This is a genomic window from Methylobacillus methanolivorans, from assembly GCF_054588515.1.
The window spans coordinates 184,308-205,351 of sequence record NZ_BAAILT010000004.1 but is presented as its reverse complement, the minus strand read 5'-3'; the positions used below and the strand labels follow the sequence as shown (position 1 = coordinate 205,351).

The window sequence follows — 21,044 nt, the reverse complement described above, 5'->3', positions numbered from 1 at the left end:
GGAGACGAGCGCGTGCGATGCGGCCATGGGCCGCGGCACGAGATAAAGAGAAGCCCCCGTGAAGGGGGCTGGGAAGCAGTACGGTCAGTGGCCGGCCGGTGCAGCGGATACCGCCTGCATCGACAGGTGCGTGACCGTGGCCGACACTTCGAGGTCGTCCTCGCTGTGCAGGATACGGGTGAGGACCCGTTCCTGCAGGGCGAAGAACTCGCCGAAGTCGTCGCCGCCGAATTCGGCGCGCGCCAGTTCCCACCAGTCGTCGAACGCATCGACATCGGGGTTGCAGCCCACGGCGTAGGCGATGGTCTTGCGCCGCCCATCGGGCCGGCTCTCGCCGTGCTCGGCCATGAAATACACGCCCTGGTCCTTGACCAGGATGACGCGGCACTGGTTGGCCGCCGCCTCGGCAAGCACGGGCCGAAGCTCGGTGCCTTTGAATCGAACAGTCATGGAAGTGGTCTCCAACGGTGAAGGAAGAAGGTTTCCCGCCGCGAGGACGGGAAGCCGCTTGGGGACGTGAGGGGATCAGTGCTGGACGGGCTTGCGACCGGACAGGCGCTGTACGCGGATGAGGCGCCAGCTCCCGTCGTCGATCAGCCGCTCCAGCACCTGGCCCAAGGTGTCGAAGAACACTTCATCGACCCGCTCGACCAGCTCGCCTTCGCGATGCAGCTCCACCGCGTAGGTGTCGAGGCCGCGTTCGTAGAGCACGGTGACGCGCCCCTGGAACTTCGCCGAAGCGACGGTGAAGCCGATGGCCGGCGGCGTGGCGATGATGTTGCTGGGGCTCGGATCGACCACCGTGAAGTCCCGCGCGCCGGCATCCACCAGCAGGTGCGTGATGCGGCGGAATCCATCGGGCGCGGGCAACTGCTCCAGTTGGTGGATCAGCTCCTGCAGCTCGGGGCACTGCGGCTCGGGGATCGGCAGCTTGGCCGGCGCGGAACCCAGGATGAGCCGCTTCACCGTGTACGGCTGGCCGTCGGCGGTGAACTCAGTGCTCTCCTCGGGCGTATCCGCGCGCAAGCCGTCGAAGCGGCGCCGCGCATACGGTTCGACCTGCACCTTGGCGCCTTCGTCGGGCACGTCGGTGACGAGGGCCTTGTCGAGCACCGCGAACTCGGCCCGCCCCGTCTTGACGACGATGGCCTCGTCGGTGGTGGCGATGACCTTGCCCTCGAAGGGCTTGGGATCAACGTGGAAGCCCAGCGTCGAAACCTTGGGCTGGCCGTCGAAGATGTTGAACTTGAAGCTGCGGACGTTGGAAGGCACGTGGCCGCGAACCAGCGTCGGCATCTGTGCGCGGATGGCTTGGGTATCCATGGAAGACTCCTTGTGGCAACCAAGGGACTTCCGCCCGCAAGGGAGGTGTGTCCCTTGGGGGTGAGGTGGATGGACGCGACATGCGCCCGGAGAAGGAATAGCAACCAGCACGGCGAACCGTGCCGCAGCCTCGAAGGTCTCGACTGCCTGGGCATGCTTGCCGGCAACGCCAGCGAACATGCGAGCAGCGTGCGTCAGGCGTGGGCCAGCGACGCGGGGGAATCGGCACTGCGCGTCCACCGGCTTCGTCCAGAAAGAACACGAGCCCCGCGTGGGGGCTCGAAAGGTGGTGTCAGTCGTCGTAGATCGGCAGGCCGTCCAGCACCTGCGCATCGGCATCGAAGACCAGCATGCGCACGTCGGCGAGCGCGGCCAGGTGCAGCACGTGCATGAGGGATTCCGGCATGCCCTTCTTGCGATGCTCCTGCATCAGCCGCTTGGCCGTGATGCCTTCGACCGCGCGCAGGTTCTCGTCGGTCCAGGGCGTGGCGATCAGCTTCAACCCGATGGCCGGGCCGTACGGGATGCGGAAGGCGACGAACAGGAACAGCGTCGGCGTGGCGATGTCCGCCAGTTCGGCGAGGAAGCGGTGTGCGTCGGCGTCGAGGTGCGCGCTGCTGATTTCCCAGCACCGGCTGTAGTAGCCGGTTTCATAGCGCAGGCGCCGCACGACTTCCCGCGCCGCTTCTTCGGAGTAAGTGTCGCCCACGTGCAGTGGCTTGCCGTCTTCCTCGGCCATCACGGCATAGACCACGTTGCGGGCGAGCCCGTGGCTGCGGCATTGCGCCTGCAACTCGTTGGGGACCACCTGGTCCTCGGTGATCAGCACGAAGTCGTCCGAGAAGATGCAGGCCCGCCGTTCGACCTGGCTGTCCGGCAGATTCGACTGCGAAGGATGCAGCGGCAGGTAGGTCAGCGGGCAGTCGTCGTCGTAGGAGATGGCGAGCAGCCGCTGGACGGACAGGCCGTCGTAGCCGCGGACAAAGGGATTGTTGTTCGAGTAGGACATGGGATTTCTCCAGCAGGGGATGGCCGAGGCAATCCCCTGCTGGGGATTGAACCCCAGCGGGTGGATGAAGTGGCAGCCGGTCAGCCGGCAGCGGTAGAGGACGGGTCGCCCAGCGCCTTCAACAGGTCGAGCAGGCCGCCATTCGCAAGCTGGTACAGGCGGTTGTAGTCGTCGCCGGTCGGCGCCTGCTCCAGGCGATCCAGCCGCGCATCCAGGTTGAGGATGCTCTGGTGCACGTTGCGGGCGATGCTCAGCGCGGAAGGTTTTCCGGCCGGCTTAGGTGCATCGAGCACCGAAAGGACTTCAGCGGGCGATGGGTAGCGGCAGTCGGGTCCGTACTCGACCGGGAACACCTCGCGCCCGGTCAATCCGGTATTCGGGGTTCCGCTGCTGACATGCAGCACATACTCGTCGGGCACATCATTGCCGGCGTAGTCGAACACCACGATGCGCGGCTTGCGCACGTCGGCCGGCCAGCCTTCAAGGATGACCGCATCGATGTCGTCGTCGGTCACGAGCAGACCGATGGAAAAGTCAGGGGACATGAATCACTCCTTTCAAGAAAAGGAGGGACATGGCCCCATGCAGGGACGCATGTCCCTCGTGGGGTGGGAAGAAAAGAAGAACGTCGGCAGGCCGCAGCGCGGCTCACCAGCCGTTGTAGTTCAGCGTCAGGTCGGCGACGACCTTGCGCCGTTCCAGGTCGAGGCCGCCCAGGTCGGACAGACCCTCGAAGCCGCAACGCTTGAGCATCGCACCGCCCTCGCGGGCGTTGTAGAAGCTCACCATCGCGGACAGGAACATCCGCTGGCCGCTGCTCAGGACGCCGAGGGCATCGTTGAGCATCAGCAGCTTCGGCCGCAGATCCCACTTGGTGGTGGCACGCTGCAGGCCTTCGCGGGTGCCGTCGCCGAACCATTCGGCTCCGGCGATGTCGACGCCGCGTTTCCACGCCTCGAAGAAGGCTTGGGGCGCGGCGGCGAAGTGCTGGTGTTCCAGCTCGATCTGATCAAGTACCTCTTGAGGCAGGGCACGGTTCATGACATGGGCTCCTGGTGGTTGGACATCACGGGTGGAGGCGCTGCTGCCAGCGGCCCGTTTGCAGGGCGTGCTCGGCGGCGTGGTGCGAGCGGAAGTAGCTGACCGACTCCCGCGAGACCGGGCCGTCCGCATCGGCGGTGCCGATGTAGTGGCCGGCTGCGCTGCACAGCACTTGCAGGGGCAGGCGCTTGCCGACGCAGGCCAGGGCCTGGTAGCCGATGGATTCGGCTCGGGCCTGTTCAGCACTCAAAGGTGCCGATGCGAGCGCAAGGGACATGGTTTTCTCCTGTTGGTTGAAGACCGGGAGCACCACGCCCTGACGGGAGCGGATACCTCCCGAAGGGTTGAACATGAAAAGCACCCGCGTCGTGGCGACGCGCGTCCGCGGTGGTCGGTGCGAAGCGGACTGGATCGGTCAACGCGGCGAACCGCGTTGCAGCCTTGAGGACCGGGGCTGCCAGGGCATGGTGCTGACGACCGTCAGCGACACATGCGGGAAGAATGAAAGCGCGGCGGCACTCCGTCGCTGATCAAACGGAACCGAACGCCGTCCAGTTTGGGCCGAGCGCTGGCAAGAGCAGCGATGCACGATTCCGTTCGCCCACGACAAAGGCGCCGAAGCCTCGCAAGGCTTCGGCTGGAGAGAAATCAATCCACCTGTGGGCTGCAAGCAGGCCAGGCCATCGTCAAAGCCATTCGCTGCGTCAGCAATCTCACCCGGCCCGTTTCGTGGCTGGGGGCCGGAATCCTCTGGCGTGCATCCACACACAAAGGGAGCCCGTTGTTCCGCCGGCGGGCACCGGCACCGAATACCGTCGACCGCAAGCGGTCTCCTGGCGCCTCGCAGTTTTGCACACCAAGGCGTCAGGAGACCGCTCGCGTATCGGCGGAAGCACCTCGATCAGGGGAACCGCGGCGAACGCGATCCGGGGAGAAATGACCTTCTCGCCCAGCAGGCCGTGATGGGCCTGCAGGACGCGCACACCGTTGCAGAAGGGAACGCGCGCTGGGGAGTCCCGCGGGGTGCGGGAGGTTTGCCCCGCCGTCGGCAGCAGCCGGCGTGGCAGAGGGAAACGTGGGCGTCAGCTCGCCTTCGGAGACCGACGCCGCGGGCTTGGCGCTGCGGGCTTGCCTGTCGCGGTTTCGACCGGCTCCGTGCCCTTGCAGTCCGGGTAGCGGCTGCACGACCAGAACGCGCCGTTCTTGCCAGTGCGCTGGCGCATCGGGGCGCCGCACTGCGGGCAGCTCGGCGCGGGCGGCAGCTTGAGGGGGAGCGTTGCGCCGCGGTACTGCTGCACGAGCTGGGCGACCCAGGCCGATTGCTTGGCGATGAAGGTGTCCAGCGTCATCTGGCCGGCCTCGATCATGTCCAGCGCCTGCTCCCACACCGCCGTCGTGCCCGGATCGGCGATGGCCGCCGGCACCGCGTCGATCAGCGTGAAAGCCGCATCCGATGCGCGGATGGCACGGCCCTTCTTCACAAGATAGCCGCGTGCCAGTAAGGCGCTGATGACGTTGGCGCGCGTGGCCTCGGTGCCGATGCCCGTGGTGTCCTTGAGCTTCTGCTTCAGGCGTGGGTCGGTCACGAGCTTGGCGACGCCCTTCATGGCTTTGACCAGCTCGCCCTGCGTGTAGGGCTTGGGCGGCAGCGTCTTCAACGCCTTCAGATCGACCTGGCCGACCTGGCAGGAAGCTCCAGCACGCAGCGCCGGCAGCACCTGGCCGCGCTGCGCTTCCTCGCCGTCCGCGTCGTCGGGCTCCGGCGCCGCCAGTACCTGGCGCCATCCGGCCACCGCGATCTGCTTACCGACCGCGACCAGCGACTGCCCGCCGCACGTAAGCTGCGCCACCGTCCGGTCGAATTCGTGGTGCGGCAGGAACTGCGCGAGGTAGTGGGCGCGGATCAGCCTGTAGACGGCCAGCTCCTTGTCGCTCATCGCCGAGAGGTTCGCCGGTTCCAGCGTGGGAATGATGCCGTGGTGCGCCGTGACCTTGCCGTCGTTCCAGGCCCGCGAACGCTGCTGGCGATCCAGGCGGTCGATCAGCGGGCGCAGGCCGGGGTCGGTCTTGAGCAGGCTGTCGAGTACGGTGGGCACCTCGGCCAACATGCTCTCGGGCAGGTAGCCTGAGTCCGAGCGCGGATAGGTGGTCGCCTTGTGCGTCTCGTACAGCGCCTGGGCAATGTCCAGCGTCTCCTGCACGTCCAGACCCAACTGCTTCGAGCACACCTCCTGCAGCGTGCCGAGGTCGAACGGCAGCGGCGGCCCTTCGCGCACGCGCTCTGTTTCCACCGACAGCACCTGGGCGGCACCGGCCGCGCGCAGGCGCTCGGCAGCCTGCTGCGCCACCGGCTGTTGCAGGCAGCGGCCGGCGTCGTCGGTGCTGCCCTGCGGCGGCGTCCAGCTTGCGACGAAGGACTGGCCCGCATGTGAGAGTGCAACCTCGATGGCCCAGAACGGCACCGAAACGAAACGCGCGATCTCGCGGTCACGGTCCACCACCAGCTTGAGCGTCGGTGTCTGCACGCGCCCGACCGACAGCACGCCGGTGTAGCCGGCCTGGCGCCCGAGCAACGTGAACAGGCGGCTCAGGTTCATCCCGATCAGCCAGTCGGCACGCGATCGGGCGAGCGCGGAGAAGTAAAGCGGCAGCGTCTCGGCGGACGGCTTGAGCGTGCCCAGGGCCTTGCGGATCGACGCATCGTTGAGCGCCGACAGCCACAGGCGCTGGATCGGGCCGCGGTAGCCGCACAGCTCGATGATCTCGCGGGCAATCATCTCGCCCTCGCGGTCGGCGTCGGTCGCGATCACCAGTTCGCCCGCCTTGGCGACGAGCTGCTGCACGACCTTGAACTGCGCCGCGGTCGCCGCCTTGGGCTCGACACGCCAACGCTCGGGAAGAATAGGCAGTTGCTCGATGCCCCAGCGCTTGTACTGCTCGCCGTAGCCTTCGGGCGGAACCGCTTCGACCAGATGACCGATGCACCAGGTCACGACGACACCCGCACCGCTGTAGCAGCCGTTGCCGCGTTGGCCGGCGCCCAGCACACGGGCGATGTCCTTGCCCTGGGACGGCTTCTCGCACAGGAACACGCGCATGAAGCCTCCTTGGAAGTGTGCGGTCATCGGATGGCCCCAGCTTGGCCGGGCCAGCGGATGACGGCAGCAAGGAAGCCGATTGGCGCAGACACCGCTTTGTGATCGGCAGGCGATGCGTTGCCGCAGCGGCATGCGCGAAGCCGCAACGGCTGGCGCAGCGGGAGCGTCGTTTCGGGAGGGCGGCTGGAACCCGGTGGAACACCCTGGAGCTATCCCCTGGGGATAGCTGGTGCATGGCGGGCGTCTGACGGTTGCTACAGCCGCCCCCTGCGGGGAATCAGCCCTTGGCCTTGGTTTCCTTCGGCGCCTTCGTCCCCTTGGTCTCCTTCGGCGGCGGTACTGCGGCCTCGGGTTCCAGCGTCCTGGCGCTGAGGGTCACGGCCTGGATGCGGTACGGCAGAATGCCGATGCGGCGGGCCTCGATCTTGAAGGTCGTGCGCTCGTTGTCGTCGGCGTCCTCCCACTCGTCCTTCACCGTGCGGCCTTCTACCAGCACGCGCATGCCCTTCTGGTACAGGTCTTTCCAGTGGTCGGCGTCGCGGTGCCACAGCTCCACCGGCGCCCAGAAGCCGCCGCGGTCCTCGAATTCACCGTCCTTCTTTGGGATCGGGTTGTCGAAGTAGACGTTCAGGCGCAGCAGCCGGCGCGGCTCGTCGTTGCCGTTAGGGAATTCGCGATAGTCCGGCGCGGAACCGATGTTGCCCTCGCCGACGAAGTGCGTGCTCATGGAGACTCCTTGGGGGTGGTGGATGGAACCGACGCGGCATGCCCGTGGACACGTCGCAGGTAAGCCGCTTCGGCCTGCGCGGCCTTGCTGGCGCACTCCTGGGCCTGGCGGCCCAGCGTGTGAAGGAGGCTGATCTGCATGTTCAAAGCGATGCGCTGCAGCTCCATCGCGTACAGGTCGTCGATCAGCGAGGCCGGCGTCGCCGGGCGGTCGAGCAGCGATTCCCACAGCGCCACGCCCATGGAAGAACGGTCGTGGTTGCGCCAGCGCAGGAAGGTCGTGCCTGCGCCAGTGGTCTGCTGGGCCAGTTGCACGTCGAGCAGCGAGAAGGGGTAGGCCCGCGCCTGTTGCAGCACGCGCCGCTGCGCCAGCCCGATTAAGTCGTCGCGCAGCGCCGTGCACTGGTTGGCCCAGGCCTCCAGACTCCCCTTACCTTTAAAAGGCTGTAAAAGGCCTTTTAGGTAGGAGCCGTGTTTCAGGCGCTGGAAGTCCGCCTGTTCCAGCGGCAGGAAGCGCGCCGGTTGGCCGGTGGAAGACGATGCAGTCATGCCTTCGTGCCTTCGCCGTCATGGTCGTGGTCGTCGTCCGCCACGTCGGCTGCGCCAGCGCTGGGTGCGGCATCCGCGGCTGTACCAGGCTTGCCCGACCGCCGTGCGATCGGTGGCGCAAAGCGCGAGCGGCGCGTGCCTTCGAGCACGTCCTGCGGCAACTCGCCGAACTTCTCCAGCGCCGCCCGCGCCACCGCGTTCTTCGAGGCGAAGTCGTCGCGCGTCGCGCCGGAGTAGCGGTACTGCTGTGCCAGCGAGAACAGGCTGCGCAGCGCATGCGCGCCGTCGTTGAGCCAGCGTTCCAGCGTGCTGCGGTCGATCAGCGCGGTGTGGTGGGCGAGGATCAGCTTGCGGGCCAGGTCGTCGTAGTCGGCCAGCAGGTACACCGCCATGAAGCCGAGCTGCGCATTGACGAACAGCGGCAGCTTCACGGGCTGCACGTTCATGTTCTCGCCCAGCGACAGCGCGGGCGGCACGTCGGCCAGCGCCTGGTCCACCTGCTCACGCAGCGCCTGCAAGCTGTCCTTGGTCTGCGTCAGCTTGTCCTCGATGCGCAGCATCCAGAAATCCGAGTAGGGATCGTCCTGCTCGGCGCCGCGCTTCATCTTGTTCATCACGCTGATGTAGCCGTTCAGGCCGATGATCCCGGGCCGGCCCTCGGCAGGCGCTCGGCCATGCCAGATGCGTGAAGCGTGGTGGGTGTGCAGCGTCAGCGACATCGCGCTGCGCAGCGATCCGAGATTCAACTGCAGGGGCGGCTGGGATTCATTGGCCATGGTGACGACTCGCGGTACGGGAACGAGCCGCCAGCATCGGCATCGCCCGGAAGGGCGTCAGTCAACAAACCGCAGCGGGTGCGCTCCCGGTTGTCGCCCCGGAAGGTCGCGTGTTCCGTCTATCCCCAGGGGATAGGTCCGCGCCGGGCTGCGACCGTGCGACGCATGACAGAACCGAAGCCGATGCCTGGAAGGCTTCGTGTCCCAGCTATCCCCTGGGGATAGCTGCTCAGGAATCGCCCAGGGTTGAACGCAGTTTCGCCAGGTAGGCCCGCGCTGCCTCGCGGCCAGGGCCGTTCGGCGCGGGCGGTGGCGGTGCAGACGGTGCCGGTGCGGCTGGCCGTGGCGGCGGCGCAGGCGGCGTCGATGGCGAACCGCCTTCGCCGGCCCAGGCCTTGAACTCGCCGCGGATCGCCTTCTGGATGATGCCGAACAGATAGCCGGCCGGGTTGCGTACCGCGCTGTTGCGGCAGCGCGCATCCCATTCGTCCAACACCGCCTGCCGCAGCGACTCGTCCACCTGCTGCAAGGCCACCATCGCGCCGCTTTGCTGCTCGTCCTTCAAGCGCAGCAGGCGCTCGGGCAGGCGCAGGTGCTGCAACGACTTCGCGCGCGGTACTGTACGTACTTGATTTATACGATCCATACGTACAGTACGGTCCTCCTTCGGATTCCGAAGTGAGCCGTCTGGCGCGGATTTCAGCCCTGCTTCGGATTCCGAAGACGGGCCTTCGAGATTCCGAAGCAGGCCGTCCTGGCCTTCTTCGGATTCGTGATCCACAGGCGCTTGTGGATAACTCGCGTCCGCCCATTCGTTGCGCGCCATGCGCTGTGCCAGCACCTGCAGCCGCGTGGGCAGCGTGCGGCCGTTGAGCATCGGGTCTTCGGCGATCTCGCGCAGGGTGTTCATGCCGACGATCTGCACCGCCTTCGCCGCATGGGTCAGCGCCTGGCCGACCAGGCCGAGGTAGTCGGGGTCGAGCTGCATCGCCTCGAAGGGTGTCAGCGGTTCGTCGTGCAGCATGTAGAGGTTGCTCAGGATGCGCCCGGTCTTCGGGTCGCGGCGCCGTCGCACCAGGCTCAGCCAGCGCGTCAGCCGCAGCAGCGTCAAGGCGCGCGCCACGGTCTCGTGCGAGGCCTGCGCCGCGCAGGGCATCGAGGCGAGGTAGGGGCGAAGCTGGTCGTAGGTCGGGAACGCCGTCACGCCGTCGCTCTGGAGCTGCAGGCGGAGCACCTGCCAGGCGTTGCGCTCCAGCGGCGTCAGGCGCCGGTCGAGGAACAGCGCACGCGGCACGCTCTCGTGCCGGTTGCCGCTGTAGAGGAAGCCGTCGCTGACCGGCGCGGCCGGCGATGCAGCAGCAGCGCCGCGCGGGGCTGGCGGTGTCGGTGGTGCCCGTGGCACCAGTTCCCGCAGCGCGTCGTCGAACAGTGCCGACAGCGCCACGGGGCCATCGCGCCGGGGTGCGCCGCCGGTCGCCATGGCCTACACCAGCCCCTGGTCGATCCAGTTGCGTATCGCCGACCAGATCACCGACATCGGCAGGTTCAAGGTCTCGGCCAGGTCCATGGTCAGCGTCAGCATCGCCACCTCATCGTCCAGCGCGATGCCGCGCTCCATGACGCCGGCCTTCCACTGCTTCCACAGCGCCGTGTCCTGCGCCTCGTCCAGCACCGGATGCCGCCCCTTGCGCTTGGGCAGGCCGAGGATGTCGCGGCGCAGGGCCACCTCCTGGTGCGTAAGCCCGTAGAAGCGGCTGACCATCTCCGTGCTGGCGCCCAGGCGCAGCATGCGGTCGACCGTCGCGATCTCTCGCTCCACGTCGTGCACTTGGCTCAGCAGCCGCTTCAGCACATCGCGGTTCACCGACACCGAACACCACGACACCGTGGCGTTCACCAGCATGCTCACGAGTTCGGGGTGCTTGAGCGCGTCCAGCTCCTCCTCGCCGAAGCCCATCGCCTTGCAGCGCCGCAGTTGCCCATTGCGCAGGTCGTGCAGCGCCTGTGCGATGACGGCCTGGTTGAGCGGATGCGGTGCCGACATGATGGCCTCTGCTCAGGCGCCGTGGCCGGGGTTGCTGGAGGCCGCGCCGGTCTCCAGATCCAGCAGTCGGCGCGCCATGCGCAGCAGCCGGAACAGCTTTACCAGCCCGGCATCGCTCAGGCGCGGATATGCGCCGCCGCCATGCAGCAAGGCCGCTAGGTCGTCGGCCAGCCGGGCGCCATCGAAGCCGGGGGCGGGTCGGGGCGCGGCGCACAGCGCATGCAGCAAGGTCAGCACCGCACACGCGAACGGAGGCAATGAGCGCACCGCCGGGGGCGCCACGCAGACGAAGCCCATGCCGCCTTCGCTGGGTTCGACCTGCCCGGCCACGTCGGCTTCCTCGGCGATCTCGCGCGCGAACTGCGCGATGTGCACCCGCAGCCGATCCGGCACATCCAGGCCGGGCTCGATGTACCAGACATCCGAGATGGGGTATAGCCCGCCCGCCTGCACAGGGATCGCGCGCAGCGCGTCGGCCTCGAAGTCGGGCAGCTTGTCGCCCATCTGATCGGCCACCATGCGCTGGATGGATTGCAGGCGTTCGGTGGTCGGGGCCGGGGACACGATGTGACCCTGCAGGCGTTCGTCATCCTGCTGCATGCCCTTGTCGCTGGCGGCCGGCGTGGAACCGGCCTGCGCAGCCTGGCCAGGGCCAGGCTCCGACGACTGCACCGAGGGGCCGGGCGGCAGCGAAGGCGGTGACGGTGGTCGCGGTGGCCCGGCCGGCACCGCAGGTCTTGCCGCCTGCAGCGGCGCAGGATCGCTGGTCAATGCGCGCTGCCGGCTCTCGCTGTCGTCGATTTCCAGGCTCAGCGTGTCGTAGTCCGCTTCCAGCAGCTCGGCCATCTGGCCGACCAGCTCGTCCTGCACCCGCTGCGGTGAGAAGTTGTCGGGCTGCGTGTCGAACTGCGCCAGCACGTCCTGGAACAGCGTAGCGAAGTCCATCGACAGGTTGCGCCTCAGGGCACGCCGCTCCCAGGTGCGTTCGCAGGCCTTGCGCAGCACCGCGAGCCGTTCCACCTGATGCCGGCCGAGCCCGCCGTACAGCAGCGTGGGGATCGCCGGGAGCAGGTAGTGCACGGCGTCCTGCATGCGGCTGATGTGCGACTGCGGCAGCGGGAAGCCATCGGCCGTAAGCCGCCGCGCCAGCTCGCTCTGCGACAGCGGCTGGCCGCTGTCCCGCCCCATTTCCTGCTCGTAGAACTCGCGCGCCTTCTCCACGCCCAAGGCCCGCTCGATGAAGCTGAGCCCGCCGCGCAACTCGTTCTCGGCCAGGTGCCCGGTCAGCATCACCACTTCGCCGCGCTGCGGCCACGGGCGGAACAGGCAGGGGATGCGGAAGAACCGTTCGTCTTTCGTCTCGCTCCACAGCTCGCGCAGGATCGCCAGGCGCGTGTTGCCGCCGTTGCGGATGATGTAGTGCGGTTCGCCGGGCCGGCGCGTGATCGCGGGCGGCGCATCGAGCCCGCGTTCGCGGATCGAGGCCTTGATGTCCTCGTAGGCCGGGTTGCGCGTCACGCGCGGGTCGTGGTCGTAGGGGCGCAACTGGTCCAGCGTCACCACCATCGGCGTGTCGGCGATGGGGTCGCTCAGGGCCGCGACCGAAGGGCCGTTGCGCTCGAAGCCCGAGGCCAGCAGATTGGCGGCCATGTCCTGCGGCGTCAGGTCAGCCACGGCCATTCTCCTGAGATGCTGCAACACCCTGGGCCGCCTGTCGGTCGGCGCGGCGAAGCTGCGCACGGGCGTTGCGCTCGGCGCGGTGGTCGCTCGCCGTCGAGCTGGTGTAGATCGGCGCGCAGCCTTGCTTCGTGAACAGCAGGTGCCCGCCGCGGGTGCGCACCACCTTCCAACCTTCTCCCAGGGCGAACTCGATCAGCCCTCGCAGCCGCTTGTGGCCGCGGGCCAGGTCATGTGCGCTGGCCATGGCCGGCCCCTCCCGCGTCGCCTCGGCCGGTGACGAGCGCAAAGCGCTCCTGCCACGCCGGGAACAGCTCGCCGGCCAGCGCGCGCATGGTCTCCAATGCGGCAGGTGCCGTGCGGCCCGCCGGCTGGCGGTATTCCACCCGATGCACCGGCAGTCCGCGCGTCGCGGCGCGCTGATAGGCTTCAATCGCCGGCACGTCGGTGTCCAGCACGCGCACGCCAGGCTGCTCCTGGAATACCTGACGCAGCGCCTGCTGGATCAGCCGCGCATTCGACGACACCGGATGCACGCGGTTGATGAGCAGGTGCAGCGGCGGCGGCTCGATGCCGAGGTGGCGGTACGGCGCGATGTCCTCGATGAGTTGCAGCGTGCCGCGCCGCAGCTCGCGCGCCGCGAGGATTTCCGGCGTCACCGGCGAAAGCGCCAAGTTCGAGGCCAGCACCGCCATCTCCAGCAGCACGCTGCGCGCGCCCTGGGTGTCGATCAGCAGCAGGTCGTAGTGCGGCGCCAGCGTGGGCAGCAGGTGGCGCAGCCGCAATCTGCCATCGGGCGCGTGCAGCAGCAGCGTGTTCAGCTCGCCGCGGTCGTCGTTCGAGAGCACCAGGTCAAGCCGCTCGATCGCGGTGCGCGACACCAGTTGCTCGGCGCGCTGCTCGTTGTAGGCCAGCATCTCGTAGATGCCGGCCGGCGCGCGCTCGGCCAGCGTGAAGTAGCTCGACAGCGTGGGCTGCACGTCCAGGTCCAGCAGCAGCACGCGCAGCCCGGTGTCGGCTGCGAAGCCGCCCAGGTTGGCCGCCGTCGTGGTCTTGCCGACGCCGCCCTTGGTCGAAATGATGGACACCACCTGCATGGGCCTCTCCCGGTTGAATGGCATGTACCGAGGAAAAGCGTCAGGCGCGCTCATCGAGGCGATCGGCGATCCATTGCTCGACCTCCGCCGAGTCCCAGCCCACGGCGCGCACGCCCAAGCGCAGCGCCTTGGGGAACTTGCCTTCTTTCATCAGGCTGTAGATGTGCGCGCGCTTGAAGCCGGTTTTGGCCTCGACTTCGGCGCGACGCAGGATGCGGTGCTCGGCCGGCACTGCCGGCGCGGTGGTCTGCGAAGACATGAGAGACACTCCTTGACGCTCACTGGCGCTGTTCGGAAAGTGCCTCGTATTCAATACACCGCGGTCGCCGAAATCACTGCAATTGCAGAAGCAGCGACTGCAATTGCAGTGCGCCGCATCGGCATCATGCTGGCCGCGTCGTCAGCGCGACGCCTCCAGGTGGCGCCGCGCCTGCGCGAGCTTGCTCCACAGCGTCCGCTCGCTGAGACCCGGCCGCCCCTCATGGTGTGCGATCAGCGCGCTGACCACGGCATCCATGCTGCGGAACGACGAATAGGCCGCGCCTGACGGCGAATTGCCCAGCAGCAGCGTCAGCAGTCCGCCGATGATGTTGAGGTAAGTCGTCTCGCTGCGCAGGCCAGGCTCGCGCGCCTGTTCGTCGTTGGCCGCGCGCGTGGCATGTTCCTTCGCCAGTGCTTCGTGCGCGGTGCGCAGCGTTTCATGCACCAGGGCAAGTTCGGCAAGTTGCGACTTCGCTGCTTCGCGATCGGCCAGCAGAATGTTGAGCGTGTCCACGCTCACCGCCGGATGCACCGCGCGTTCGATGCCGTCAAACAAAAACCCCGGCCGATCGCCGGGGTAGAACTGCGACATCCACGCTTTCAAGTCCACGTGGCGCACGGTCAGCTCGGGGTCGTCGAGCGCCGGCCGCTGCGAGTCCAGCACGATGCCGGCCTTGCCACCGGGCAATTCGCCATGCGTCAGCGCGTCGAAGATGCGCTCGGCATACAGGCGCAGCAGCGGCCAGCGCGGGAATTCGCCGGGCTCCGGCATGGCACGCTGCTCCAGCGCTTCCAGAATACGCTGCTCGAAGCGCAGGAGACCGCACCAGCGGACGGCCGCCTCGATCGGTCGGTAGTACGTCTTTGCGCCAAAGGCGTGGCTGCTCGATTTCGGCATATCGCGCTCTTCCCATCGTCGGATCGACACATGGCAAGCGCGCGCGGCCCACATGGGCGCAGCGATTGCCCAAAGAACCCGATGAAGCGCGAGCCGGTCGGCATCGTGGTGGACGTTGGGTGCGGCGATGTCGCCGAGCGTTACGCAGGGGGCAAACCTCCTTGCGGTGCCCGCTACACCTCAACCATAATGCACCTGCGAAAAATCTTGTTACCGGCGCAACGGTCTGAAAAGCCGCGCATCCAAGTTCGATCAGGAAGGGATGCTGCGCTTTACCGGAAAACCAGGGCAAAGTTTTCGTAGGAATACGGGCGGGGTAAAGCGCCAATGCGACTTCCGGCTGAGCCGGTTTGCATCCAGCAAGGGCTCATGCGTTCTGCGTCACTGCTGTGACCTCGACAGCTTGAAGGTGCCTTGCTTGATGCCGGGTGGATAGGCCCGATTCGCCATCCATGCCCGTGACGCAAAAGGTCGGCCGCCGATGCAATGCGGGTCAAGGTCCAGACCGAAAGGGAATCGTACCGTCCAAAATCCCCGCGTCACATCGGGCGTTGATCGGTGCCTTGCGGGCGTCCGACACGCTCCACGCGGTCGATGAACTGCCGCAGCGGCTCCATGATTTCGCCTTCGGGTCGCAGTAGATAGGTCGTCAGCGAAGCGGTCTCGTCGGCCAGCGGCCGCACGACGACATCGGCCTGATGGCAACCCGCCAGATGCGCCGCGCTCGAAAAGCCCACGCCGTAGCCGGCGGCCACGAGGGCCAGCATCAGGGAATGGGTCTTGACGTACTCGGCTACCGTCGGCTGCGCATCCACCGTGCGGAGCAGCCGTTCGCGCTGCCGGCTGCAACCTTCGCAGACCTGGGGATCGCACAGCACCAGCGGATAGCTCGCCACTTCCTCCAGCGGCACTTCCTTGAAAGCCAGCAGCGGATGCCTGGCGGGCAAAGCCACCACCAGCGGGTCTCGCCACACCGGCATGGCGACGATGCCGGCGTCCATTTCACCAGCCAATGCAAAACCTGCGTCATACAAGTCGTTGCGCAGTCCAGTCACCAACTGCGCCAGTGGCGTTTCAAATATCCGAATGCCGACCTGTGGTGCCTCCTCGCGGCAAAGCGCAAGCAACGCCGACAAGCGGGCCTGCCCCATGTCACCAGATAGTGCGATGCGCAGCGTGTTCCGCTGGTTCGCTGCGGCGCGTGCCTTGGTCTGCGCTTGCTCGAAGGCCAGCAGTACGCGCCGGGCTTCTTCGAGGAAGACCTGTCCCGCCGGTGTGAGACGAACACTGCGTGGCAAGCGGTTGAGCAGCGGCACCCCTAAATCCGCCTCCATCTGGCGGATCGTGCGCGACAGTGGAGACTGTTCGATGTGCAGCCGTCGAGCAGCCCGGCCGAAGTGCAGTTCCTCGGCTACGGCGATGAAGCAGCGAAGATGGCGTAAGTTCATGCTTTCTCCCTACCGATGTGATCAGTCCATATCATCGTAGGGAGCCGAATAGTGCGGAGGATTCACCTCTGTATCGAGATGAGAGCCATCCTGGGGGGTGATGCTCGGATGCTTTTCGCCCATGTCAGCGCCTACGGCGAAGCTCTCGTTCGAGATCGCCCAGCTGCGACGCCTGAAGTTCGGCAAGAAGAGCGAGCAGCTCGATGCCGAACAACGCGCGCTGTTCGACGAGGCTCTGGACGCCGACCTTGCCGCGGCTGAGGCGCAGCTCCAGGAACTGCTGGGCAAGAAGAAGCCGCCGGCTACGCCTGGCGCGATGCCTAAGCGCACCGCCTTGCCGGCGGACCTGCCGCGCGTGGACTGCCACCACGAGCCCGAGAACACTCGCTGCGCGTGCGGCTGTGCGCTCAAGCGCATCGGCGAGAAGCTGGACAACACACCGGGCGTATTCACGGTCGAGTGCCACATCCGCGGCAAGTGGACCTGCGCATAGGTGCCGAACGCTGACCCAGGCGCCGGTCCCGGCGGAGATCATCGCCAAGGGCATCCCCACCTGCGGGCTGCTCGCGTAGGTGCTGGTCGCAAAGGACTCCGACCATCTGCCGCTTACATGGTCGTCCCTAGGCAAGCAGGAATAAGCTGCGTGAGTGAATCGGGAGGTTTGCGTAGCTGATGGCTGGCCAGCAGCGTCTGCGCCGGCGGCTTCACCGGCACGAAGCGCATGTGCGGGCGGGTTGCCGCCTCGCAGATCGCTGCGGCATCGGCCGCACCGTTCTTGCGTCCCTTGCCGGCCATGCGGTAGGGCGTGACGAAGTGGCCTGCAATCAGCCGCGCATCCAGCCCATAGCCGCGCAGCTTGCGTGCCCAGTGATGCGCACCGCCGCAGGCCTCCAGGGCCACCAGGCAGCCGGGAGGCAGCTCCGCGCACCAGGCCGCAAACTTGTCAGCGGCCAGCGCCTTGGCAACCACCACGCGCGCATCCACCGCATGCACCTAGATAACCCGCTTGGCCAGATCCACCCCGACTCGGGCAATCTCGTTCATGGACTTCCCCTTTCACATGGCTGCAGACTGATGACTTGGGAAGCACCATCGCGGTGGCAGCCAACATTTGTTTCCTGGCTGCTTACGATTGAGTCACATCAATCGGCCAGCAGGTCGCTGGATGTTGACTCTTGACTTTCGGCATATTAGGCGCACTATCTTGCAAAGTCTTGCAAGAATTTCCTCGAGCGAGGCCGCGTGACGACGGAACTTGTGGGGGTGGTATGACAGCGCGCCAGCAGGCGATCTTCACACTCGACGAGTTGGCTGCCTACTTGAAAGTCGGCAAGCGGACGCTTTACCGGCTCGCTTCGCACGGGGAGATTCCGGCCTTCAAGGTCGGCGGGACGTGGCGGTTTCGTCAAAGTGAAATCGATCGATGGATCAATGATCAGATCCAAGCAGGCAGAAAGAAGGAGGTGATACGCACAGATGAGCAGCCGAAGTCAGCGAAACATCCCGTGTTGCCTGGGCGCGCTATCCATAGCCGCAGGCAAACGGATTGAGTGAGTCTTCAATTGATTTCTGGAGGTATGACATGGACATTGATTTCAAGAAATTGGCTCCCTGGAACTGGTTCAAAAAGGAGCAGGAAGAACAACAGAGCACTGCCTCGCTGCCGGTGCAGCGCAATGACCTGCCGGTGGCGGGTGGGCCCGTCAGTCCCATCCTGCAATTGCATCGCGAGATCGACCGCCTGTTCGACGACGCGTTTCGAGGCTTCGGTTTCCCGACGCTGGCCATGCCACGCTGGCCGTCGGACTGGCCGGGCATGCTGAAGCCGGCGCTGGACATCCAGGAGACCGACAAGCAGTACAAGATCGCCCTGGAAGTACCCGGCATCGAGGAGAAAGACATCCAGATCACGCTCGACAACGACGTGCTGCTGGTGCGCGGTGAAAAGCGTCAGGAGCAGGAAACGAAAGACGGCGGTTTCCACCGGGTGGAGCGCTCCTACGGCAGCTTTCAGCGCGCTCTGAACCTGCCGGCCGATGCCAACCAGGACACGATCAAGGCCGCTTTCAAGAACGGCGTGCTCACGATCACGATGGAAAAGCGCGAGGCCAGTACGCCCAAGCAGGGGCGCTCGATCCCGATCAACGGCTGACGCGGGGCAGCGCGTTTTTCTCAAAAACCACAAAAGGATGAGGCTTCGTGATCGGCGGCGTCTCATCAAATCCATCTTTACAGGAGCATCAGCATGGCCAGAAAACAATGCCAAGTCTGCGGCCAGCCCGCCACGGTGCGGGTGGAAGCCAATCTCAATGGTCGCCACAGCACCATGCTGTTGTGTGACGAGCACTATCGCCAATTGGTGCGCCAGCAAAAGCGCACCGTCTCGCCGCTCGAAGCGTTGTTCGGCTCACGTAGCGGCCTGTTCGAAGACTTCCTCGGCAGCGACTTCTTCCGCATCGGTGACGACGCACCGTCCATGGCGGCCGATACCGACGAGGTGGTCGATGCCTCGTTCGGCGAACCCGCCCCGGCTGCTACGGGCACTGCGCGCCGTCGCGGCAGTGGGCTCGCCAGCCGCATCAGCGAACAGTCCGAGGCTTTGTTGCAGGAGGCCGCCAAACATGCCGCCGAATTTGGCCGCCCCGAAGTCGATACCGAACACCTGCTGCTGGCGCTATCCGACAGCGACGTGGTCAAGACCATCCTGGGGCAGTTCAAGATCAAGGTCGATGACCTCAAGCGGCAAATCGAATCCGAAGCCAAGCGTGGCGACAAGCCGTTCGAAGGCGAGATCGGCGTGTCGCCACGTGTCAAGGATGCGCTCAGCCGTGCTTTCGTGGCCTCCAACGAACTCGGCCACTCTTATGTCGGGCCGGAGCATTTCCTGATCGGGCTCGCCGAGGAAGGCGAAGGTTTGGCGGCCAACCTGCTGCGCCGTTACGGCCTCACGCCGCAAGCGCTGCGCCAGCAGGTAAGCAAGGTGGTCGGCAAAGGGGCCGAGGATGGCCGCGCCGAGACGCCGACCAACACGCCGGAACTCGACAAGTATTCGCGCGACCTCACCAAGATGGCGCGCGAGGGCAAGCTCGATCCGGTCATCGGCCGCGCGCAGGAGATCGAGACGACCATCGAAGTGCTGGCCCGGCGCAAGAAGAACAACCCGGTGTTGATCGGTGAGCCCGGCGTCGGCAAGACCGCCATCGTCGAAGGGCTGGCGCAGCGGATGGTCGCCGGCGAAGTGCCCGAGACGCTGCGCGACAAGCGCCTGGTGGAACTCAACATCAATGCCATGGTGGCCGGCGCCAAGTACCGCGGCGAGTTCGAGGAGCGCGTGCAGAAGGTGCTCAAGGAAGTGACCGAGCACCAGGGTGAGCTGATTCTCTTCATCGACGAGGTGCACACCATCGTCGGTGCCGGCCAGGGTGGCGGCGAAGGCGGGCTGGACGTGGCCAACGTGTTCAAGCCGATGATGGCGCGCGGCGAGCTGAACCTGATCGGCGCCACCACGCTCAACGAGTATCAGAAGTACATCGAGAAGGACGCCGCGCTGGAGCGTCGCTTCCAGCCGGTGATGGTGCCCGAGCCGACCGTGGCGCAGACCATGATGATCCTGCGCGGCCTGCGCGACACGTTCGAGGCGCACCACAAGGTCAGTATCACAGAGGACGCGATCATCGCCGCCGCCGAGTTGTCCGACCGCTACATCACCGCCCGCTTTCTGCCCGACAAGGCAATTGACCTGCTCGACCAGGCTGCCGCGCGTGTGAAACTGTCGGCCACGGCCCGCCCAGTGGCCGTACAAGAGCTGGAGTCCGAACTGCACCAGCTGCGGCGTGAGCAGGACTATGTGGCCTCGCGCAAGCAGTACGACAAGGCCGCCGAGCTGGGCAAGCACATCGAGACCAAAGAGGCCGAACTCAAGAAGCTTGTCGAGGAATGGGAACGCGAGCGCGCCTCGGGCAGCGCCGAAGTCAAAGCCGAGCATGTCGCGCAGATCGTCTCGCGCCTGACCGGCATTCCGGTCAACGAGCTGACGGTGGAAGAACGCGAGAAGCTGCTGCATCTGGAGCAGCGGCTGCACGAGCGCCTGGTGGGCCAGGACGAAGCGGTGCGCGCGGTGGCCGATGCCGTGCGTCTGGCGCGCGCGGGCCTGCGCGAAGGCGGCAAGCCAGTGGCCACCTTCCTGTTCCTCGGGCCGACGGGTGTGGGCAAGACCGAACTCGCCAAGGCGCTGGCCGAGTCGATCTATGGCGATGAAGGTGCGCTGCTGCGCATCGACATGTCCGAGTACGGTGAACGCCATACCGTGGCACGCCTGGTGGGCGCGCCTCCGGGCTATGTGGGCTATGACGAGGGGGGGCAGCTCACCGAGAAAGTGCGGCGCAAACCCTACAGCGTGTTGTTGCTCGATGAGATCGAAAAAGCGCACCCCGACGTCTACAACATCCTGTTGCAGGTGTTCGACGACGGGCGGCTCACCGACGGCAAGGGCCGGGTGGTGGATTTCACCAATACCATCATCATCGCCACCTCGAACTTGGGCTCGGACATCATCCAGCGTCGGCTGAAGGCCCGTGGCGCCGCCGGCGAGGAATACGAGAAGACCAAGTTCGAGGTGATGGACGTGCTGCGCGGACACTTCCGCCCCGAGTTCCTCAACCGCATAGACGAAATCATCGTCTTCCATGCGCTGGGCAAGGAGGAGATCCGCCATATCGTCGGCCTGCAGCTCGATCGTGTGGCCCGCAACGCCGCCAGCCAGGGCGTGACGCTGACCTTCGATCAGACCTTGATCGATCACTTCGCGGAGGAAGGCTACAAGCCCGAGTTCGGCGCGCGTGAGCTCAAGCGGCTGATCCGCAGCGAGCTGGAGACGGCACTGGCGCGCGAGATGCTGGGTGGCGGTATCGGCAAGGCCGATCACGCCAGCGCCCGCTGGGACGACAAGGCCGAACGGGTGGTCTTCGAGCGCCAGGAGCCACCCGCGAAGCCGGCCGAGCCTGAGAAGCCCGATGCCGCGAACGCGGCCGAGACGCCGCCTAGCGACGCGAGCAAGCCTGCGCGCAAGAAGAAGTCAGCGGGCGGCGAATCTTGAGT

The 21,044-nt window shown here is 66.3% G+C and carries 22 protein-coding genes and 2 pseudogenes; 5 read left to right on the top strand and 19 right to left on the bottom strand.

Going from position 1 to position 21,044, the window contains the following annotated elements:
• Positions 1–84: 84 nt before the first annotated feature.
• The 7 genes from LG202_RS10885 to LG202_RS10855 form a co-directional block, all read right to left on the bottom strand.
• Positions 85–450, bottom strand: coding sequence for a DUF3085 domain-containing protein (locus LG202_RS10885; RefSeq protein WP_003454886.1), 366 nt, complete (start codon positions 448–450; stop codon positions 85–87).
• A gap of 75 nt (positions 451–525) precedes the next feature.
• Positions 526–1,323, bottom strand: coding sequence for a hypothetical protein (locus LG202_RS10880; RefSeq protein ID WP_003454887.1), 798 nt, complete (start codon positions 1,321–1,323; stop codon positions 526–528).
• Between the two features lie 292 nt (positions 1,324–1,615).
• Positions 1,616–2,332, bottom strand: coding sequence for a DUF5983 family protein (locus tag LG202_RS10875; RefSeq protein ID WP_016451644.1), 717 nt, complete (start codon positions 2,330–2,332; stop codon positions 1,616–1,618).
• An 80-nt stretch (positions 2,333–2,412) separates the two neighbouring features.
• Positions 2,413–2,877 (bottom strand): hypothetical protein, encoded by a 465-nt coding sequence (locus tag LG202_RS10870; protein WP_004265538.1) that lies wholly within the window; start codon positions 2,875–2,877, stop codon positions 2,413–2,415.
• Positions 2,878–2,980: 103 nt separating this feature from the next.
• On the bottom strand, positions 2,981–3,373 hold the full coding sequence (locus tag LG202_RS10865) for a hypothetical protein (RefSeq protein ID WP_003454890.1): 393 nt from the start codon (positions 3,371–3,373) through the stop codon (positions 2,981–2,983).
• Between the two features lie 25 nt (positions 3,374–3,398).
• Positions 3,399–3,725: a hypothetical protein gene (locus tag LG202_RS10860; protein WP_431606019.1), complete on the bottom strand. Its 327-nt coding sequence runs from the start codon at positions 3,723–3,725 to the stop codon at positions 3,399–3,401.
• A 730-nt stretch (positions 3,726–4,455) separates the two neighbouring features.
• On the bottom strand, positions 4,456–6,471 hold the full coding sequence (locus LG202_RS10855) for a DNA topoisomerase III (RefSeq protein WP_004265528.1): 2,016 nt from the start codon (positions 6,469–6,471) through the stop codon (positions 4,456–4,458).
• Between the two features lie 79 nt (positions 6,472–6,550).
• Between LG202_RS10855 and LG202_RS10850 the strand changes: the two genes are divergently transcribed.
• Positions 6,551–6,697: a hypothetical protein gene (locus tag LG202_RS10850; RefSeq protein WP_230348440.1), complete on the top strand. Its 147-nt coding sequence runs from the start codon at positions 6,551–6,553 to the stop codon at positions 6,695–6,697.
• A 51-nt stretch (positions 6,698–6,748) separates the two neighbouring features.
• Here the strand turns inward: LG202_RS10850 and LG202_RS10845 are convergent, their stop codons facing one another.
• The 11 genes from LG202_RS10845 to LG202_RS10795 form a co-directional block, all read right to left on the bottom strand.
• A complete protein-coding gene (locus LG202_RS10845; RefSeq protein ID WP_006410649.1) occupies positions 6,749–7,198 on the bottom strand; it encodes a single-stranded DNA-binding protein in 450 nt (149 codons plus the stop codon).
• The gene (locus LG202_RS10840; RefSeq protein WP_079435571.1) at positions 7,195–7,746 is read right to left on the bottom strand and encodes a DUF3158 family protein; all 552 of its coding nucleotides are present in this window, start codon (positions 7,744–7,746) and stop codon (positions 7,195–7,197) included. The genes LG202_RS10845 and LG202_RS10840 overlap by 4 nt, the downstream gene beginning before the upstream one ends.
• Positions 7,743–8,522, bottom strand: coding sequence for a PFL_4669 family integrating conjugative element protein (locus LG202_RS10835; protein ID WP_003454895.1), 780 nt, complete (start codon positions 8,520–8,522; stop codon positions 7,743–7,745). Before LG202_RS10835 ends, LG202_RS10840 begins: the two co-directional genes overlap by 4 nt.
• A gap of 229 nt (positions 8,523–8,751) precedes the next feature.
• Positions 8,752–10,002: an STY4528 family pathogenicity island replication protein gene (locus tag LG202_RS10830; protein ID WP_059889447.1), complete on the bottom strand. Its 1,251-nt coding sequence runs from the start codon at positions 10,000–10,002 to the stop codon at positions 8,752–8,754.
• Positions 10,003–10,005: 3 nt separating this feature from the next.
• A complete protein-coding gene (locus tag LG202_RS10825; RefSeq protein ID WP_003454899.1) occupies positions 10,006–10,566 on the bottom strand; it encodes a DUF2857 domain-containing protein in 561 nt (186 codons plus the stop codon).
• 12 nt (positions 10,567–10,578) lie between these two features.
• Complete coding sequence (locus tag LG202_RS10820) at positions 10,579–12,240, bottom strand: ParB family protein (protein ID WP_079435581.1); 1,662 nt, start codon at positions 12,238–12,240, stop codon at positions 10,579–10,581.
• Positions 12,233–12,490, bottom strand: a complete 258-nt coding sequence (locus tag LG202_RS10815) for a hypothetical protein (protein WP_003454921.1) — start codon at positions 12,488–12,490, stop codon at positions 12,233–12,235. The genes LG202_RS10820 and LG202_RS10815 overlap by 8 nt, the downstream gene beginning before the upstream one ends.
• Positions 12,474–13,340, bottom strand: coding sequence for a ParA family protein (locus LG202_RS10810; protein WP_003454923.1), 867 nt, complete (start codon positions 13,338–13,340; stop codon positions 12,474–12,476). The genes LG202_RS10815 and LG202_RS10810 overlap by 17 nt, the downstream gene beginning before the upstream one ends.
• Positions 13,341–13,380: 40 nt before the next feature.
• The gene (locus tag LG202_RS10805) at positions 13,381–13,599 is read right to left on the bottom strand and encodes an AlpA family transcriptional regulator (RefSeq protein WP_003454927.1); all 219 of its coding nucleotides are present in this window, start codon (positions 13,597–13,599) and stop codon (positions 13,381–13,383) included.
• 141 nt (positions 13,600–13,740) lie between these two features.
• Positions 13,741–14,499 carry a hypothetical protein gene (locus LG202_RS10800; protein ID WP_003454930.1) on the bottom strand — a complete coding sequence of 253 codons (759 nt, stop codon included), beginning with the start codon at positions 14,497–14,499 and terminating at the stop codon, positions 13,741–13,743.
• A gap of 539 nt (positions 14,500–15,038) precedes the next feature.
• Positions 15,039–15,947, bottom strand: a complete 909-nt coding sequence (locus LG202_RS10795) for a LysR family transcriptional regulator (RefSeq protein WP_012761385.1) — start codon at positions 15,945–15,947, stop codon at positions 15,039–15,041.
• A gap of 139 nt (positions 15,948–16,086) precedes the next feature.
• Here LG202_RS10795 and LG202_RS10790 point away from each other — a divergent pair.
• Positions 16,087–16,516: pseudogene (locus tag LG202_RS10790) on the top strand (transposase domain-containing protein); the annotation flags it as partial.
• A gap of 121 nt (positions 16,517–16,637) precedes the next feature.
• Here LG202_RS10790 and LG202_RS10785 read toward each other — a convergent pair.
• Positions 16,638–16,871 (bottom strand): annotated as a pseudogene (locus tag LG202_RS10785) (IS110 family transposase); the annotation flags it as partial.
• A 344-nt stretch (positions 16,872–17,215) separates the two neighbouring features.
• On the opposite strand from LG202_RS10785, the gene LG202_RS10780 reads away from it, so the two are divergent.
• The 3 genes from LG202_RS10780 (at position 17,216) to clpK (ending at position 21,042) form a co-directional block, all read left to right on the top strand.
• Positions 17,216–17,497, top strand: a complete 282-nt coding sequence (locus tag LG202_RS10780) for a helix-turn-helix domain-containing protein (protein WP_019373850.1) — start codon at positions 17,216–17,218, stop codon at positions 17,495–17,497.
• A 32-nt stretch (positions 17,498–17,529) separates the two neighbouring features.
• On the top strand, positions 17,530–18,099 hold the full coding sequence (locus tag LG202_RS10775) for an Hsp20/alpha crystallin family protein (protein ID WP_016446189.1): 570 nt from the start codon (positions 17,530–17,532) through the stop codon (positions 18,097–18,099).
• A gap of 93 nt (positions 18,100–18,192) precedes the next feature.
• On the top strand, positions 18,193–21,042 hold the full coding sequence (gene clpK, locus LG202_RS10770; protein WP_128664145.1) for a heat shock survival AAA family ATPase ClpK: 2,850 nt from the start codon (positions 18,193–18,195) through the stop codon (positions 21,040–21,042).
• The last annotated feature ends 2 nt before the right edge of the window (positions 21,043–21,044 follow it).

Coding starts and splice junctions, on each gene's coding strand:
- LG202_RS10885 (WP_003454886.1), bottom strand. CDS start 450: ATGACTGTTCGATTCAAAGGCACCGAGCTTCGGCCCGTGCTTGCCGAG.
- LG202_RS10880 (WP_003454887.1), bottom strand. CDS start 1,323: ATGGATACCCAAGCCATCCGCGCACAGATGCCGACGCTGGTTCGCGGC.
- LG202_RS10875 (WP_016451644.1), bottom strand. CDS start 2,332: ATGTCCTACTCGAACAACAATCCCTTTGTCCGCGGCTACGACGGCCTG.
- LG202_RS10870 (WP_004265538.1), bottom strand. CDS start 2,877: ATGTCCCCTGACTTTTCCATCGGTCTGCTCGTGACCGACGACGACATC.
- LG202_RS10865 (WP_003454890.1), bottom strand. CDS start 3,373: ATGAACCGTGCCCTGCCTCAAGAGGTACTTGATCAGATCGAGCTGGAA.
- LG202_RS10860 (WP_431606019.1), bottom strand. CDS start 3,725: ATGTTCAACCCTTCGGGAGGTATCCGCTCCCGTCAGGGCGTGGTGCTC.
- LG202_RS10855 (WP_004265528.1), bottom strand. CDS start 6,471: ATGCGCGTGTTCCTGTGCGAGAAGCCGTCCCAGGGCAAGGACATCGCC.
- LG202_RS10845 (WP_006410649.1), bottom strand. CDS start 7,198: ATGAGCACGCACTTCGTCGGCGAGGGCAACATCGGTTCCGCGCCGGAC.
- LG202_RS10840 (WP_079435571.1), bottom strand. CDS start 7,746: ATGACTGCATCGTCTTCCACCGGCCAACCGGCGCGCTTCCTGCCGCTG.
- LG202_RS10835 (WP_003454895.1), bottom strand. CDS start 8,522: ATGGCCAATGAATCCCAGCCGCCCCTGCAGTTGAATCTCGGATCGCTG.
- LG202_RS10830 (WP_059889447.1), bottom strand. CDS start 10,002: ATGGCGACCGGCGGCGCACCCCGGCGCGATGGCCCCGTGGCGCTGTCG.
- LG202_RS10825 (WP_003454899.1), bottom strand. CDS start 10,566: ATGTCGGCACCGCATCCGCTCAACCAGGCCGTCATCGCACAGGCGCTG.
- LG202_RS10815 (WP_003454921.1), bottom strand. CDS start 12,490: ATGGCCAGCGCACATGACCTGGCCCGCGGCCACAAGCGGCTGCGAGGG.
- LG202_RS10810 (WP_003454923.1), bottom strand. CDS start 13,340: ATGCAGGTGGTGTCCATCATTTCGACCAAGGGCGGCGTCGGCAAGACC.
- LG202_RS10805 (WP_003454927.1), bottom strand. CDS start 13,599: ATGTCTTCGCAGACCACCGCGCCGGCAGTGCCGGCCGAGCACCGCATC.
- LG202_RS10800 (WP_003454930.1), bottom strand. CDS start 14,499: ATGCCGAAATCGAGCAGCCACGCCTTTGGCGCAAAGACGTACTACCGA.
- LG202_RS10795 (WP_012761385.1), bottom strand. CDS start 15,947: ATGAACTTACGCCATCTTCGCTGCTTCATCGCCGTAGCCGAGGAACTG.
- LG202_RS10780 (WP_019373850.1), top strand. CDS start 17,216: ATGACAGCGCGCCAGCAGGCGATCTTCACACTCGACGAGTTGGCTGCC.
- LG202_RS10775 (WP_016446189.1), top strand. CDS start 17,530: ATGGACATTGATTTCAAGAAATTGGCTCCCTGGAACTGGTTCAAAAAG.
- clpK (WP_128664145.1), top strand. CDS start 18,193: ATGGCCAGAAAACAATGCCAAGTCTGCGGCCAGCCCGCCACGGTGCGG.